Genomic DNA, 15,961 nt, shown 5'->3' with positions numbered 1-15,961 from the left:
AACATCCCTTCTGATTCAGTTTCGTCTTTTTCCGTCTTGAAAATATCATATTTGCTCTTTATGTTTCAAGCAATACAATCGGGCTATTCACGAAGAAAGTCTTTGTTAAAGCTCGTCCCTTTTGCAGAATCGGACTCTCTCTTTCCAGCTGTGCCGTGCCTGATTGCCTGATCGCCGTATTTGGCATTGATTTGATCAATAACAGAATACAGCGGCTCTTTTTTAGCATCTTCTTCAAAGCTGAATAAATCGAGCTGTTTAAAGGCTTCCTTCCTCTCTAATAAATCGGAGCCTGTAATGCCGAGCAGCCTGATCGGCTCTTCTGTCCAATTCTGATAGAATATTCGTCTTGCCTGTTCAAAAATATCGCCGGCATCTCCAGCAGGATTGGCAAGCTTTCTCCCTCTTGTGAAAGTAGCCATATTGCTGTAGCGGATCATAACTGTCAGCTTGGAGGCTAAAACCTCTTTCCTTTTCATCCTGTTTGCGACTGATTCAGCAAGACTCTTTAAAACTTGATCAAGCTCAGCAGGATTGTCTGTATTTCTTGGAAGGGTCGCTGAGTGGCCGACACTTTTAAACTCATTGATGGATTCCGGATCAACAGGTCTGTCATCAATCCCATTCGCTCTTTTATTCAGTCTTTCTCCGTTAATGCCGAGAAGAGATTTAAGAGCTGCCGTATCAAAATGAGCCAGATCATCGATCGTTGTTATGCCGATGCCCTTCAGCTTTTCAGCTGTTTTATTTCCGACCCCGTGCATTTCTTCAATTGGCAGCGGCCAAAGCTTTTCCTTCAGTTCCCGTTTTCTTAAAACGGTTATGCCCAAAGGCTTCTTCATATTAGAGGCCATTTTTGCAAGAAACTTATTCGGCGCAATGCCGATGCTTGAGGGCAGAAGCAGTTCGCCCATCAGGCGTTCCTGGAGCTTCCGGGCGATTTCAACCGGATTTTTTCCATTAGCAGCATCTGTTAAGTCCATATAGCCTTCATCAATGGAAACAGGTTCAACGATTGGAGTAATTTCTCTGAGGATATCAAACATCGCTCTTGATGCTTGACGGTAGCGGTCAAAATTCGGCCTTTTGATAATAAGTGACGGACATAGCTTTTTTGCCTGCCAGAGCGGCATGGTCGTTTTGACGCCATATGCTCTTGCTTCGTAGGAACAAGTCACAATAATGCCCTTCCGTTCCTCCGGATTGCCTGCTATCGCAATCGGCTTGCCTTTCAACTCGGGATCAAAGGCCATTTCAACCGAAGCGTAAAAACTGTTCATATCAATATGAAAAAGGATTCTTCCCTTGCTGTTTTGAATGCCGTTCATCATTGTCACACCTTTACAGGCTTTCATTCTATCCTTTCATCTTACCATTTTGCGTGCCGTACTGACACTCACATGCAGCAGCTAAGGCTATTTAGCATCTGAAAAACCCCGGTTTCCCGGGGTTCTCTTTTTTTAGTTTCCTGCGGCCTCTTCAATAACTGCCACAACCATTTCAGCTGTTTTTACCAATTCTTCTACAGGCATTCTTTCGCTCGTTGTGTGAATTTCCTCATATCCGACTGCAAGTATCACAGTTGGGACGCCATTGCCGGCGATCACGTTGCCGTCGCTGCCGCCGCCGCTTGCCAGCAGTCTGCTTTCCCTGCCGATCTTCGCTGCAGCGCGCTTCGCCACCTCAACAACCTGATCTCCTTCTGCGAATTTAAAGCCTGGATACATCACTTGAATTTCTACCGCTGCACGGGCACCCATTTCTTCAGCTGCAGACTCGAAGGCATCTTTCATTTTGGCAGCCTGAGCTTCCATTTTGTTCGGATCAAGAGAACGGGCTTCTGCCAGAATATCCACTCTGTCAGAAACGATATTCGTTTGTGTACCGCCTTCAAAACGGCCGATATTCGCTGTCGTTTCCTCGTCAATTCTTCCAAGCGGCATGCGTGCCACAGCTTTTGCTGCGACTGTTATTGCGGAGATGCCTTTTTCAGGGGCAACACCTGCATGTGCTGTTTTGCCATGGATAATGGCTTTAATTTTTGCCTGGGTTGGAGCAGCGACGATAATATCGCCGACTTTCCCATCACTGTCCAAAGCATATCCATATTTCGCTGTCATTTTAGAAGGATCAAGTGCTTTAGCCCCTACCAGTCCTGACTCTTCTCCTACAGTAATGACAAATTCAAGTTTGCCGTGCGGGATATTGTTTTCTTTTAACAGGCGGATGGCTTCAAACATGGCTGCCAGGCCTGTTTTATCGTCTGCACCAAGAATGGTCGTGCCGTCTGACACAATATAACCGTCCTTGATGGATGGTTTAATGCCTTTACCCGGTACAACTGTATCCATATGGGAGGTAAAATAAATGGTTTCAGCGCCCTCTTTTGTACCTTCAAGTGTACAAATAAGATTTCCAGCGCCATGGCCTGTAATGCTTGTTGTATCGTCTTCTTCAACCTTTAATCCAAGGGAAGAAAATTTCTCTTTCAATACTTTGGATATGGCTCCTTCGTCTCCTGTTTCAGAATCGATTTGCACCAGTTCCAAAAACTCTTCTACAATGCGGTCCTTATTTACCATTGCTGCTGCCTCCTTTTTTCTTTTCCTGCTTAGAGAGGAATATTCCCATGTTTTTTATATGGGCGCTCTTCCTTCTTCGTGCTGAGCATTTCAAGAGCCTGGACGAGCTTGACTCTTGTTTCTCTCGGATCAATCACATCGTCTACCATGCCCTGGCTCGCGGCTACATAAGGGTTGGCAAACTTTTCTCTGTACTCTTCAATTTTCTTCGCTCTCGTAGCTTCAGGATCATCGCTCGCCTGAATTTCTTTCGCAAAAATAATATTTGCTGCCCCCTGAGGCCCCATCACGGCAATTTCTGCATTTGGCCAGGCATACACAAGATCCGCTCCGATTGATTTGCTGTTCAGGGCTACATAAGCGCCGCCGTAAGCTTTTCTGAGAATAACAGTAATTTTGGGAACTGTCGCTTCTGAATAGGCGTACAGAATTTTCGCTCCGTGGCGAATGATGCCGCCATGCTCCTGTTTAACCCCCGGAAAAAAGCCTGAAACATCTTCAAACGTAATGAGAGGGATCTGGAAAGAATCGCAGAACCTGATAAACCTTGCCGCTTTGTCAGAGGAATCAATATCAAGCCCGCCCGCCATATACTTCGGCTGATTGGACACAATGCCGACAGGCTGCCCTTTGATTCTCGCAAAACCGACAACAATATTCTTGGCAAACGCCTTATGCACTTCAAAAAATGATCCTTCATCAGCGATCTGCTCGATAACGGTTCTTACATCGTAAGGCCGGCTTGAATCAAAAGGAATGATATCAGTTAAATCAGGCCTGTAATCATCGCCTGCCCCGCTGTAAGAAATAGGCGGCTTTTCTTCATTGTTCTGCGGCAGATAGCTGAGAAGCTGCCTGACCATAGAGAGCGTCTCTTCTTCAGATTCTGATGAAAAATGCGCGTTGCCGCTGATACTATTATGTACTCTTGCTCCGCCTAGATCCTCAGACGTAATCTTCTCGCCTGTGACGGTTTCAATCACTTTTGGGCCTGTGATAAACATCTGGCTCGTTTTTTCCACCATAAACACAAAATCAGTGATTGCCGGTGAATAAACAGCACCGCCGGCACAAGGCCCCATAATCACTGAAATCTGAGGAATGACCCCAGAATAGATGGAATTGCGGTAAAAAATATGGCCGTAGCCATCTAATGATACCACACCTTCCTGAATTCTCGCACCGCCGGAGTCATTCAGCCCGATAAAAGGGGTGCCGTTTTTGGCAGCTAAATCCATCACAGCGGCTATTTTTTTTGCGTGCATCTCTCCGAGGGCGCCCCCGAAAACCGTAAAATCCTGCGAAAATAGATAAATCGGGCGTCCGTTCACTTTACCGTATCCTGTTACAACCCCGTCGCCCGGACCTTTTTTTCCCTGGAGGCCGAAATCATTGCAGCGATGTTCAAGAAACGGATTCAGTTCAACAAATGACCCGCTGTCAACTAAAAGATCAATCCGCTCCCTTGCCGTCAGCTTTCCTTTTTCATGCTGCACATCAATTCGTTCGTCTCCCCCGCCAAGCTCTACTTCTCTTCTTTTATCATACAGCTCATTAATTTTTTCATAAATATCGTGACTCAATTCCGCTCACCGCTTTCCCTTTTCTCACAAAGCTCTGTCAGAACTCCATGGCTTGATTTTGGATGCAAAAAAGCAATCATAGCCCCTCCCGCACCCTTTCTTGGTGTCTTGTCGATGAGCTGTATCCCCTGATTTTCCAAGGAAGCAAGGCTCTCTGAAATGTTTTTTACCGCATAGGCTACATGATGAATTCCTTCTCCGCGCTTTTCAATAAATTTAGCTACAGGACTGTTTTCATTTGAAGGCTCCAAAAGCTCAATTTTCGTATTTTCCGCAGTAAGAAAGGCTACCTTCACCTGCTGCGATTCAACAGTTTCCATCCCAAGAAGCTTCATTCCAAGCACTTCTGTGTAAAACGGCAGGCTGTTCTCAATTGAACGGACTGCCACTCCTAAATGATCGACTTTTTCAACCATGTTCCATCTCTCCCAGTTGTAAACGAATTCATTTCTTACTTCTAGTTTTCTATGCCATAATCCTTCTTTATAAGATAAGGTTCGACATAGAAAACACCTTGTCCTGCTGATAACATGCAGGTTAAAATATAAAGAGCACTTGATTTAGGAGTGATGGCTGTGAATAAAAAAGTTCAGAAAATCTTTGTTTACCTTATGCTGATCCTCATGCTCGGCACCACTATTCTTGCCGGTATAACAGCACTGTTCTGATGCTGCATTTTAAAGAGCGCCCTTTCCAAATGGAGAGGGCGCTTTTTGGCTGATTTCACCTTTTTTTAGCTTCGGGATTGGTTTACATATCTCTACCTAATGGGTATTGAATAAAGTACAAATTTTGGCTAAAAAGACAGAAAGGGGTATTGAAATGAAGCAGTATAAAGTAACAGTCGGCATACCAGTATACAATTCCGAAAATCATATCAAAACGTGCCTCGGCTCCATTCTTTCTCAGTCAATGCCTCAAAGCGAAATAGAGATTATTATAATCAATGATGGTTCAACAGACCAAAGCGGGCAGATCCTGGATGCCTATGCTGAGAGTCATCCTAATATAAAGGTCATTCATCAGGAAAACACCGGCGGGCCGGGACTTCCAAGAAATCTGATCATAAAGCAGGCAAGAGGGGAATTTATTTTCTTTGTTGATGCAGATGATTATCTTGGTGAGGAAGCAATCGAGCGAATGTACCGCATGGGCAGCGGGAACAGGACAGATATTGTACTGGGCAAGATGATCGGTGTAAACGGCAGAGTTGCTCCTTCCGTTATGTTTACAGAAAATCAGGGCAGAACAGATGTCTTTCATTCCCCTGTTATTCAGGCAATCGGTCCTACCAAAATGTTCAGAAAGAGTTTTCTTATCAACAGTCAAATAGCGTTTCCGGTCGGTGTTTGCACTGCAGAAGACCAGCCTTTTATGGTGAAAGCATACATACTGGCAGACGGAATTTCGATTGTCTCAGATTATCCATGCTACTATGTGGTCAATCACGATGACAAGCAGCATGCAAGCACAATGGATGTGCATCCGGAGGACTATTATCAAACATTGGAAACAAGCATAAAGGTGATTTACAGGTATGTAAAAGATCCGGAAAAAAGAGACTATTTGCTCGCCCAGTATTTAAGCAAAGAACTGAACACAGGGAGAAGCATTCTGTTCGCCTCCTCCAGCATAGATTCAGAAGAAAAAGAACATTGGCTGAACCAATTTAACCTTCTGCTGGAAAAATGGATTAATAAGCGTGTGGAAAGCCTCTTATCCACTCAAAAATGCATGTATTTAAACTTGGCTAAGCATCACAACTTGGAACGCATGTCGAATTTTTCTGCAGACGAAGCCATCCCTGCAGCTTATAAAACGATGGAATCACAAGAAATACAGATTCACTAAGAAAAGCCGGCAGCAGATTAATGGCTTTGATCCTCCTGAAAGGGAAGCGCACCTTTTTCCTTTGCGAGTGTATCAAAGGATTTTTTTGATTTGGTAACAAATATTTTTGTTCCAATGGCAACTTTCTGATAAAACTCGATGACTTCATTGTTATGCATTCTGATGCACCCAAGAGTTTCATATTTCCCAATCGAATTTTCATTGTTCGTCCCGTGAATGCCGTAGATTCTGCCGTCTGTCTCCCCTGCATCAAATCCGATCCATCTTGCTCCAAGAGGATTTTTCGGATCGCCCCCAGGAATGCTTTTTTTTCTGTAATAAGGCTTTTCAGCTTTCACTACAATGGTGAACTCTCCCTCAGGTGTCAGCTCAGGCAGTTTTCCGGTAGCAATGCTGTAGAGCTTCTGAATCGACCCGTTCTCAATCAGCGCAAGCTGATTTTTTTCTTTATTAATAATAATATAAGGATCCCCTGGATAGGGGTGCGTGCCAATCGGCCATGCAGGATGGGAAAGCACTATCAAGGCAGCAAAAAAGAGCTTCAAGCTCCTCACCTCTTTTTGCTTAGTTTGCGCAAACAGGCGGCTCTCATGCTCTTTATTTTAATCCTTTAAATGTGCTTTTAATAACCAGGTATTCTTCCATTTCCTTCACAAAATGAAAAAGCTCAGCACGCGCTTCAAACTCTTCTCTCGTTTTTGGAAGCGGCATTTCCTCAAAAGTACCTTTCATATCATGCAGTTTCCTCAAAAAATTGTGCGCTGTATTTCCTGGATGGATATGGGTTCTTAAATCCTTCAAAAAGTCTGCAATCATTTCCCCCTGCTCAACCGTAATGGAAATGGAGGTTAAAATAGGGAGTACTCTTTCCAGAATTTCAAATTGTTTTTCCCTCATTTTGAAGTAGTGATAATAAAGGTTTCCTTGTTTATTAAACCTGTTTTCCACGTCCTGTGATGACAGCTTTTTGGCTTCCTGGAGGAGAGAAGCGGCCTCGGTTATTTCTTTGCCGTCCCAGCTGTAATCCCCATTCAGCAGAAAGGATTCTATTTCACAGAAGATTTTTGCGAAGCACTCTTCAATTTTTTCCTGATATTCTTTCAGCTTTTTATCAACGCTTGGCATGTAAAGGTTCATGACGAGCGCTACGCCGATTCCGGTTGCAATCAATGCAAGCTCATTCAGAATCAGCGGCATGGTAATATGCTTCGAAGCATACAAGTGGAGAATGATGACCGAACTTGTAACGATTCCTTCTGAAACTCTTGCCATAACGGTTACTGGTATAAAAAACAGCAGCATCACGCCGATAGTCAGAGGATGAAAACCGAACGTTTCAAAAAATACAAATGAAAAAACAATCGCAATGGCACAAGCTAAAAAACGCGCCCAGGAAGTTTGCAGCGAACGTTTTTTCGTAACCTGAATGCATAGGATTGTGATAATTCCTGCAGAAGGAAAGTTATGCAGCTGAAAAAGCTGCGCCAGAGTGATGGCGAGCGCTGTCCCGAGAGCTGTCTTAATGGTTCGATAACCAATGCGGAATTTTAGCATATCATCAGCTCCGTTTGCTTTTAAATTAAGAAAAGGCGATCCCTGAAGGATCACCTTTTCTATCTTATAACATTTTCTCCAAAAAGTCTTGCGCCCGCTTGTGCTGAGGATTTGTAAAAAATTGCTCTGGAACGGCATCTTCTACTATCCTGCCATCGTCAATAAACAGCACTCTGTCTGCCACTCCGCGGGCAAATCCCATCTCATGCGTAACAATAGCCATCGTCATGCCAGTCTGTGCAAGGTTTTTCATTACCTCGAGAACCTCTTTGACCATTTCCGGGTCAAGAGCAGAGGTCGGTTCATCAAAAAGCATTATTTCCGGATCCATCGCAAGTGCTCTTGCAATGGCTACCCGCTGCTTCTGTCCTCCGGAAAGGCGGTTCGGATACTGATCTCTTTTTTCAGACAGGCCAACCCGCTCAAGCAGGCTCTCAGCCTTTTCTTCTGCTTCTTTTTTTGTCATGCCTTTGACTTTTTCCGGTGCATACGTTAAATTCTGAAGAACTGTTTTATGAGGGAACAAATGAAAGTGCTGAAATACCATCCCCATGTTCTGCCTCACTTTTAAAATACTGGTCTTTGGATCTGTTATTTCCTGATCATTGATCCAGACGGAACCGCCCGTGGGTTTTTCGAGCAGGTTCAGACATCTTAAAAAGGTGGATTTCCCTGAACCGGACGGTCCGACGATTGCCACAACCTCTCCCTTGTTAATAGAGGTGCTGATACCTTTTAAAACCTCGTGCTTCCCAAACGATTTGCTGAGATTTTCTGTTTTAATCACTTTTGCGAAGCCTCCTCTCGACAAGCTTGCCAAGCATGGTGAGCAGCATAACAAGCACATAATAAACAAGTCCTGCAAACAGAAGCGGTTCAAAATATCTGTAGGTATCAGATCCTGTCTGGTATGCCCTTCTCATCACGTCTTCAAGTCCGATCACTGTGACAATAGCCGATTCTTTTGTCAGTGTAATCAATTCATTCATCAGCGCAGGAAGGAAATTTTTGAATGCCTGCGGCAGGATTATATCCAGCATCATCTTGCTGTAAGGGATGCCAAGCGCAGCGGAAGCTTCTCTTTGCCCCTTGTCCACAGCCATGATGCCGCCGCGGATGACCTCTGACATATACGCCCCGCTGTTAAGGGAAAATGCAGAAACTGCTGCCCAATAAGGGTCAATTTTAAAATTAAATACTTGCGGAAGACCAAAATAAATAATCAAAAGCTGCAAAACGAGCGGTGTTCCTCTAAAAATAGAGGTATAAGCATCAGCGAGCCAGATCAGCGGCTTGATTGTAGTAATTTTAAAGAGAGCAAGAATTGTGGCAAGCAATAAGCCAAGCAGAGCAGCAACCACCACAATTTTTAATGTGTACTGCAGGCCTCCCAGAATGTAAGGAATAGAAGGAACAATGCTGTTAAAATCTAAATTCAGCAAGGAAGGTCACATCCTTTCTTTTTAAAAACTAAGCCATAAGAAAAACGTCCAGCCTTGCGGATGAACGTTTTTCAGGCGGCCGGCATTTATTTTTGGCTTCCGCCAAACCATTTCACAATCAGTTTTTCCAACTCTCCGCTGTCCTTCAGTTCCTTCAGCGCCTTGTTGAACTCTTTTGTATAAGGGCTGTCCTTTTGAAGGGCAATCGCTGAACCTGCTTCCTCACTGTCCTGAATGACAAAGCCTTCAAGGTTCTTATCTGCTTCAAAGTAGCCTTTTGCGACAGTATCTTCGATTATTGCTGCATCGAAGCGGCCAGCATTCATTTCCTGCACTAAATCAGGAATCCGGTTTCGGTTTTCAATTTTGAAAGCTGTCTTTTTCTGAAGCTCCTTTGCTTTTCCTTCCTGAATGGATCCAAGCTGGACGCCAAGTGTCTTTCCTTTCAAGTCATCAACCGTTTTAATGCCGCTTCCCTTTTTTGAAACAATCATGTGCTTCGCAGTATAGTAGATATCTGTGAAATCAACATTTTTCTTGCGGTCTTCTGTCGGCGTCATGCCGGCAAGTACGATGTCCGCCTGCTTCGCCTGAAGTGCCGGAACGAGACTGTTAAAATCCATGTCTTTAATTTCAATCTTGTATCCCAGTTTGTCAGCAAGCGCGTGAATGAGATCAACATCAAATCCCATTATGTCGCTGCCTTTAGCTGTATCCTTGTATTCAAATGGTTTGTAATCAGCAGAAGTTGCCATCTGCAGCACTTTCTTTTCTCCTCCTGAGCCTGATGTCTGAGATGTTCCGCAGGCAGACAGCATGCAAATCAAAAGAATGACTGAAAAAATCGCCAACCCTTTTTTCATTTCCGTTCCCCCATATTAATTTTTCTAAAAGTTTAAAAGATTCCTAAAACTATGTATATTATGTCCTACATCATCGAGTCATAGCAAGGGTTTTTTTAAACTTATATTTATACGATAATATGAATTTTAACACAATTTTATATTTATGCAATAAAATAATTAAAAATAAATCAATGAATAATGCCTATAAACCTTTATATCAGTGCATAATCTTCTTTTCTCATAAAATTCACTATTATATTATCCAAATTATATTCATAAGTCATGTTGTTTTTATGAAAATAAAAAAGCCTGATTCCAATATACTGGAATCAGGCTTTCTGTTTACATTTCTTCGCAGTTTTCTTCAAAAGCATCCTGCAGTTTATTCACAACAGCCATTGGCTCATGGCCTTCTATTTCGTGTCTTTCAACCATTCTGACTAGCTTGCCGTCTTTTAGCAGCGCAAAGGATGGCGAGGATGGGGGAAACCCTGTAAAATACTCTCTTGCTTTTGCTGTTGCGTCTTTATCCTGGCCTGCAAAAACGGTTACAAGCTGGTCAGGACGCTTATCATAATGAATGGCATGTGCTGCTGCAGGTCTCGCGATGCCGCCGGCACAGCCGCAAACGGAATTGACCATAACTAAAGTTGTTCCTGGTTTATTCAGTGCTGCATCCACTTCATCGGCTGTTTTCAGTTCTGTATAGCCGGCAGATGTTATTTCACTGCGCGCCTGTCTTACGACATCATTCATAAACAGGTTAAAATTCATATTCATAAACACACATCTCCTTTTTCACGGGTGTGCTATCAAGGCATCTTGTATAGCTTTACCCTCTTATCTTACCAATGGGTCAGGATAAGAGCAAACAGGGTGCTCTGATTACGTCGGATGTTTGGAAAAAAAGGCATCAATCAGCGTTTTTACGGCTGCGGAAACCGGAAGGCTGCCCTCCTCAATCTCCTCTTCAAACCTTTTCACTTTCTCCTTCATTCCGCCTTCATGAAAAAAGCGGAAAAGAATTTGTTCTTTCATGCTCTCGTAAAACCATTCCTTTTGCTGAATCTTACGGCGCTTTTCAAAAATGCCGTTTTCTTCTGTGGCTTTTTGAAACTCCTGAATGGTCTTCCATATCTCAGCAATGCCCTCTTCCTTTAAAGCGGAAGCTCTTGTTGCCTTTGTTGTCCAGCCTTCTGTATATGGCTTTAAAAAATGAAGAATATTGTTATATTCACGCTGAGCTTTTTCAGCCTGCAGGCGGTTATCTCCATCCGCTTTGTTCACCACAACAAGATCCGGAAGCTCCATAATTCCTTTTTTCATCGTCTGCAGTTCATCACCGGCGCCTGTGAGCACAAGAAGCAAAAAGAAATCAACCATTCCCCTTACAAGAAATTCTCCTTGCCCTACACCGACTGTTTCAACGAGAATAATATCGTACCCGGCAGCCTCGCAAAGAAGAATGGTCTCTCTTGTTTTCCTATTAACGCCTCCGAGTACACCGCTTGAAGGGGAAGGCCTGATAAAGCCATTTGGATTTCTTGACATTCTTTCCATCCTCGTCTTATCGCCGAGAATGCTTCCTTTTGATACCTGGCTGCTTGGATCAACTGCCAGAATGGCTACTTTATGGCCCATTTCGCAAAGCAGTGTTCCGAATGCGTCGATAAAAGTGCTTTTTCCTGCTCCCGGAACACCAGTAATCCCAATGCGCAGAGAAGGCTTTCTGTCTAAATTGATTTCTTTAATGAGCTCCTGTGCTGCCTCAAAATGCTTGGGGGAATTGCTTTCAATCAGAGTGATGGCTTTTGACAGCATCATCCTGCTGCCGCTTGCCACTCCCTTCGCATATTCGCTGACAGAGGGCATATCGGCAGAGCCTTCTTTTTTCCTGCGCATCATTTCTCTTCAACTTCCTCATAGCCAAGCTGATCGTATATTTTTTCGATTACTTTAGAGGCGGCAGCAGGAATAACGGTTCCAGGACCAAAGATCGCTGCAGCGCCGTTCGATAGAAGGAATGCGTAATCCTCCGGCGGAATTACACCGCCGACTATGACGAGAATGTCCTCCCGCCCTGCTTTTTTGAGCTCATCGGCAAGCTGCGGCAATAGTGTGCGGTGACCTGCCGCAAGCGAGCTCATCCCAATGACATGCACATCGTTTTCGATCGCCTGAAGCGCCGTTTCTTTCGGTGTTTGAAATAACGGGCCAATGTCCACATCAAATCCTAAATCGGCAAATGCTGTGGCTATTACTTTCGCACCGCGGTCGTGGCCGTCCTGGCCAAGCTTTGCTATCAGAATTCTCGGCCTTCTACCTTCCAGTTCCTGAAATTCATCCGCCATTTCTCTTACAGCAGCAATTTCCTGTTCGTTTGTATATTCTGAGCTGTAAATGCCGCTTATGGAACGAATCATAGCCTGGTGCCTTTTACTGACTTTTTCGATCGCATAGGAAATCTCCCCAAGAGTTGCCCGCTTTCTGGCTGCTTCAACTGCCAGCTCCAAAAGATTTCCTTCGCCTGATGCTGCACATTCTGTTAATCTGTTCAGCGCTCTGTCCGTTTCTTCCTGGTTCCGCTCTCTTTTCAAGCGTTCCAGTCTCTCAATCTGCTTTCTTCTGACCTCTGTATTATCAATATTCAAAACATCCAGAGGATCTTCCTTTTCCAGCCTGTATTTATTCACGCCGATGATGCTTTCAGCGCCAGAATCTATCCTTGCCTGCCTTCTTGCGGCAGCTTCTTCGATCTTCATTTTCGGCAATCCTGTTTCAATCGCCTTTGCCATTCCGCCAAGATTTTCAACCTCATCCATCCACTTCTTCGCCTTCTCTATCAGCCCGTTAGTTAGGTGTTCCACATAATAAGACCCGCCCCATGGGTCGATTACTCTTGTAATGCCTGTTTCCGCTTGAAGATGCAGCTGCGTATTCCGGGCAATGCGGGCGGAAAAATCAGTCGGCAGGGCAATCGCTTCATCCAGTGCATTTGTATGAAGCGACTGGGTATGTCCCATTACCGCTGCATGGGCTTCCATGCACGTTCGAATGACATTATTAAAAGGATCCTGTTCTGTCAGGCTCCAGCCGGAGGTTTGGGAATGCGCTCTTAAGGCTAGTGATTTGGGATTTTTCGGCTTAAACTGAGCCATTAATTCCGCCCACATATACCGGGCTGCCCGCATTTTCGCGACTTCCATAAAGTAGTTCATTCCAATTCCCCAGAAAAAGGACAGCCTTGGCGCAAACGCATCAATATCAAGCCCTGCCGCGAGGCCTGTTCTCACATATTCAAGTCCGTCTGAGAGCGTATAGGCAAGCTCAAGATCAGCAGGCGCCCCCGCTTCCTGCATATGATAGCCTGAAATGCTGATGCTGTTGAATCTCGGCATCTTTTTGGCTGTGTATTCGAAAATATCCCCGATAATTTTCATAGACATCTCCGGCGGATAAATATAGGTGTTGCGGACCATGTATTCTTTCAAAATATCATTCTGTATTGTGCCTGACAGTTTTTCAGGCGGTACGCCCTGCTCCTCCGCTGTTACAATGTAGAATGCCATTATGGGCAAAACCGCTCCGTTCATTGTCATGGAAACGCTCATCTCATCAAGCGGGATACCGTCAAACAGAATTTTCATATCGAGGATCGAGTCAATGGCAACCCCTGCTTTCCCCACATCACCGACGACTCTTTCATGATCGGAATCATAGCCTCTGTGGGTAGGGAGATCAAACGCCACAGACAGCCCTTTTTGGCCCATCGCAAGATTCCGCCGGTAAAAAGCATTGCTCTCCTCCGCTGTGGAAAACCCTGCATACTGGCGGATTGTCCAAGGCCTGTTTACATACATGGCCGCATAGGGCCCCCGCAGGAAAGGAGGCAATCCTGGATAGGAGCGGCTGCCTTCTATGCCGCTCAGGTCGTCCTTCCCGTACACCTTTTTTAATAAAATGCGCTCATTGGTTTCGTATCCGGTTTTCTCGTCTTCCACTCCCTTGCTTACTGCCGTTCCTTTCGCCAATTTAACGGTTGAAAGATCCACCCTGCTCATTCCGCTGCCCCCAATCTCTTCTGAAGCTCTTCTAGAAAGGCGTATATATTCATCCCTTGGTAGAGACAGCCTTCCGCTGACAAAGCATCCATTTTATCCTGCGGCTGCTTTCCTGCTATCCAGATGCTGCTGCAATTTTTCGCAAGTTCTTGGATATCACCTGTGCCCTCTTCATAAGCTGCATCGCTTCCGCAAACGATAACAGGTCCGCCACAAGCGTCACTGCCTGTTTCAAGCATAAGGGGTTCAATGCCGCCAGCTGCAAGCAGCCCCTGTACAAAATCAAGCCTTGGCTTATAGTCTTTTAATTCTCCTGCTGCCAGAATACTGCATACTGGAAAAACACCATTTTTCTGTTTAAAGCTGAGTGCCTTTATTCGAAGCTTCTCAAAGGTCTCAGAAAGCCTTCTCGGGACTAGCGGCTTTACTCCTGAGCCTGCTATCGCTGCTTCCTCCACCTCACCGCTCAATGCCTCTGCAAAAGATAGATTCTTAGAAAGAGGCTGCCTGTTTTCCTTCCGGTCAAGCGGCAGTATTGCATCACTCAGGCTGCAGTAAATGTTGGTTCCGATCATTTCCAGCTTTCGATAATGAAGAGCATCTTCTTTCTGATCGTAGGCTTTTTCTATTTCCTCCTGAATATGGCCGGTTAGTACAGCCTTGGTGAACCCTCCCATATTTTCGATCTTTTGAATTTCCTGCCAGGCTTTTTCTGCCAGTTCAATTGTCAGAGCCTCCACATACCAGGAACCTCCAGCAGGATCAGCCACTTTCGTTAAAAAGCTTTCTTCATTCAGCAGGTGATGAGTGTTTCTGGCAATTCTGTCTGAAAGATTATGGAAGGCTCCGTCCATTTCGTTAAAAGGAGAAATGTGCAGGCTGTCCGCCCCGCCTGCTGCTGCGGAGAAGGATTCCGATGCAGCGCGAAGCAAATTCATATGGTAGTCAAGCCTCGACTGGTTAATTTGAGCAGTTTCCGCATGGATCGTAAGCTTTCGCGCGTCCTCCTGATCGCTGAAAAGCGGGATGATTGTACTCCAGATCAGCCTAGCCGCTCTAAGCTTCGATATTTCCATAAAGTAATCAGGTCCTGTTTTAAACTCAAAAGCAAACTTATCCGCGATGGAGGAGAGCCTGCCGTCTTCTTTTGCAGCATGAAGAAGGTCAAGGCTTTTTGCAAATGTATAGGCCAGCTCCTGCACAGCATTTGCACCTGCTTCGTGAAAGCTCTCCCCTTTTATGTAAATGGTTTTCACATGCGGCAGCCTGTCTGTGCACCATGAGGCATAATCAAACAAAAATGCGATGGCATGCTCTGTTCCTGCTGCGCTTTGTTCACCTCTGAGAAGACCTTCAAAAGGATCAAATCCAATGATCCCCTCCCCCTTAAAGGCATCCCCTTCTTCTGCAAATTTCGCAAAACTGGCGGCTGCCGCCGGATTGGACCCATAGTCCAGCACAAAATGAAGCGTTTCAGACGGCACATTAAAGAGCGCTTTTTCCCAGTGTTCCTTTTTGTTCAGCTTTGAAAAATCTTTTATAAAAACAGAATTTTGACCTTTTTTGCAAGCGTCAAGAATTCTTTCATTCAGCTCTTCAGGACTGCTGAAATCGGTAAAAAGCTGGCTGACTTTCCATCCCGCTTCTGTTTTCGCCCCCCTGACAAACGGATATTCGCCAGGCAGCGGCTGGTGTTCAGTATTTTCCCAGGTGTAGAGGGGCTTTAGAAGAATCTGCTCTGCTGTTTCCGTATATAAAGACTCAAACGGCTTTCCGCGCAGCGCCTTTTCTACCTCTCTCTGCCAATCTTTTTCCGTTATTTCCGAAAAAGGTTTTCCTGCATTCTGCTTTGTTTCCATAATCGCTCCCGTAATGGAAGCCCACCCCCTAAGAATGCGTTTTCATTTTATGTCAGCCTAAAAATTCAGAATTATTTAGAACTAATTTTATTTTAGTATAAGAACAGGATTGCTTCAATCTTTCCCTCTGCGTTTTTAACAGCTTTCGCTGTGGTATAGTAGAAATAATGTCTTTTGTAAGGAG

At 44.7% G+C, this 15,961-nt stretch carries 15 protein-coding genes; 2 read left to right on the top strand and 13 right to left on the bottom strand.

Going from position 1 to position 15,961, the window contains the following annotated elements:
* Window positions 1-83 precede the first annotated feature (83 nt).
* From LRR81_RS03320 to mce, 4 genes are all read right to left on the bottom strand, one after another.
* A complete protein-coding gene (locus tag LRR81_RS03320; RefSeq protein ID WP_231787862.1) occupies window positions 84-1,355 on the bottom strand; it encodes a DNA polymerase IV in 1,272 nt (423 codons plus the stop codon).
* A gap of 105 nt (window positions 1,356-1,460) precedes the next feature.
* Window positions 1,461-2,582 carry a M20/M25/M40 family metallo-hydrolase gene (locus LRR81_RS03315; RefSeq protein WP_231787861.1) on the bottom strand — a complete coding sequence of 374 codons (1,122 nt, stop codon included), beginning with the start codon at window positions 2,580-2,582 and terminating at the stop codon, window positions 1,461-1,463.
* 29 nt (window positions 2,583-2,611) lie between these two features.
* Window positions 2,612-4,165: an acyl-CoA carboxylase subunit beta gene (locus LRR81_RS03310; protein ID WP_231787860.1), complete on the bottom strand. Its 1,554-nt coding sequence runs from the start codon at window positions 4,163-4,165 to the stop codon at window positions 2,612-2,614.
* The gene (mce, locus tag LRR81_RS03305) at window positions 4,162-4,581 is read right to left on the bottom strand and encodes a methylmalonyl-CoA epimerase (protein ID WP_231787859.1); all 420 of its coding nucleotides are present in this window, start codon (window positions 4,579-4,581) and stop codon (window positions 4,162-4,164) included. The genes LRR81_RS03310 and mce overlap by 4 nt, the downstream gene beginning before the upstream one ends.
* Before the next feature lie 159 nt (window positions 4,582-4,740).
* Between mce and prli42 the strand changes: the two genes are divergently transcribed.
* Window positions 4,741-4,833 (top strand): stressosome-associated protein Prli42, encoded by a 93-nt coding sequence (gene prli42 / locus LRR81_RS03300; RefSeq protein WP_231787858.1) that lies wholly within the window; start codon window positions 4,741-4,743, stop codon window positions 4,831-4,833.
* 154 nt (window positions 4,834-4,987) lie between these two features.
* The gene (locus LRR81_RS03295; protein ID WP_231787857.1) at window positions 4,988-6,016 is read left to right on the top strand and encodes a glycosyltransferase family 2 protein; all 1,029 of its coding nucleotides are present in this window, start codon (window positions 4,988-4,990) and stop codon (window positions 6,014-6,016) included.
* A gap of 17 nt (window positions 6,017-6,033) precedes the next feature.
* On the opposite strand, the gene LRR81_RS03290 is transcribed toward LRR81_RS03295, so the two are convergent.
* The 9 genes from LRR81_RS03290 to LRR81_RS03250 all read right to left on the bottom strand — a co-directional run bounded on the left by LRR81_RS03290 (window position 6,034) and on the right by LRR81_RS03250 (window position 15,777).
* Entirely contained in the window at window positions 6,034-6,561 is a 528-nt protein-coding gene (locus LRR81_RS03290; protein ID WP_231787856.1) for a L,D-transpeptidase, read from the bottom strand.
* A 52-nt stretch (window positions 6,562-6,613) separates the two neighbouring features.
* Window positions 6,614-7,570: an aromatic acid exporter family protein gene (locus tag LRR81_RS03285; protein WP_231787855.1), complete on the bottom strand. Its 957-nt coding sequence runs from the start codon at window positions 7,568-7,570 to the stop codon at window positions 6,614-6,616.
* Between the two features lie 64 nt (window positions 7,571-7,634).
* Entirely contained in the window at window positions 7,635-8,357 is a 723-nt protein-coding gene (locus LRR81_RS03280; protein ID WP_231787854.1) for an amino acid ABC transporter ATP-binding protein, read from the bottom strand.
* On the bottom strand, window positions 8,350-9,009 hold the full coding sequence (locus tag LRR81_RS03275; RefSeq protein ID WP_231788606.1) for an amino acid ABC transporter permease: 660 nt from the start codon (window positions 9,007-9,009) through the stop codon (window positions 8,350-8,352). The genes LRR81_RS03280 and LRR81_RS03275 overlap by 8 nt, the downstream gene beginning before the upstream one ends.
* An 89-nt stretch (window positions 9,010-9,098) precedes the next feature.
* Window positions 9,099-9,875, bottom strand: coding sequence for a transporter substrate-binding domain-containing protein (locus LRR81_RS03270; protein WP_231787853.1), 777 nt, complete (start codon window positions 9,873-9,875; stop codon window positions 9,099-9,101).
* 324 nt (window positions 9,876-10,199) lie between these two features.
* Window positions 10,200-10,637 carry a BrxA/BrxB family bacilliredoxin gene (locus tag LRR81_RS03265; protein WP_231787852.1) on the bottom strand — a complete coding sequence of 146 codons (438 nt, stop codon included), beginning with the start codon at window positions 10,635-10,637 and terminating at the stop codon, window positions 10,200-10,202.
* 105 nt (window positions 10,638-10,742) lie between these two features.
* Window positions 10,743-11,762, bottom strand: coding sequence for a methylmalonyl Co-A mutase-associated GTPase MeaB (meaB, locus tag LRR81_RS03260; RefSeq protein WP_231787851.1), 1,020 nt, complete (start codon window positions 11,760-11,762; stop codon window positions 10,743-10,745).
* Window positions 11,759-13,918, bottom strand: a complete 2,160-nt coding sequence (scpA, locus tag LRR81_RS03255; protein WP_231787850.1) for a methylmalonyl-CoA mutase — start codon at window positions 13,916-13,918, stop codon at window positions 11,759-11,761. Before scpA ends, meaB begins: the two co-directional genes overlap by 4 nt.
* Window positions 13,915-15,777 (bottom strand): methylmalonyl-CoA mutase family protein, encoded by a 1,863-nt coding sequence (locus LRR81_RS03250; RefSeq protein WP_231787849.1) that lies wholly within the window; start codon window positions 15,775-15,777, stop codon window positions 13,915-13,917. Before LRR81_RS03250 ends, scpA begins: the two co-directional genes overlap by 4 nt.
* Between the last annotated feature and the right edge of the window lie 184 nt (window positions 15,778-15,961).

Origin of the sequence: Metabacillus kandeliae, assembly GCF_021166585.1 — a bacterium.
In the GTDB taxonomy this organism is placed as follows: Bacteria; Bacillota; Bacilli; order Bacillales; family Bacillaceae; genus Metabacillus_B; species Metabacillus_B kandeliae.
This window is presented reverse-complemented; position numbering and strand designations above follow the sequence as displayed.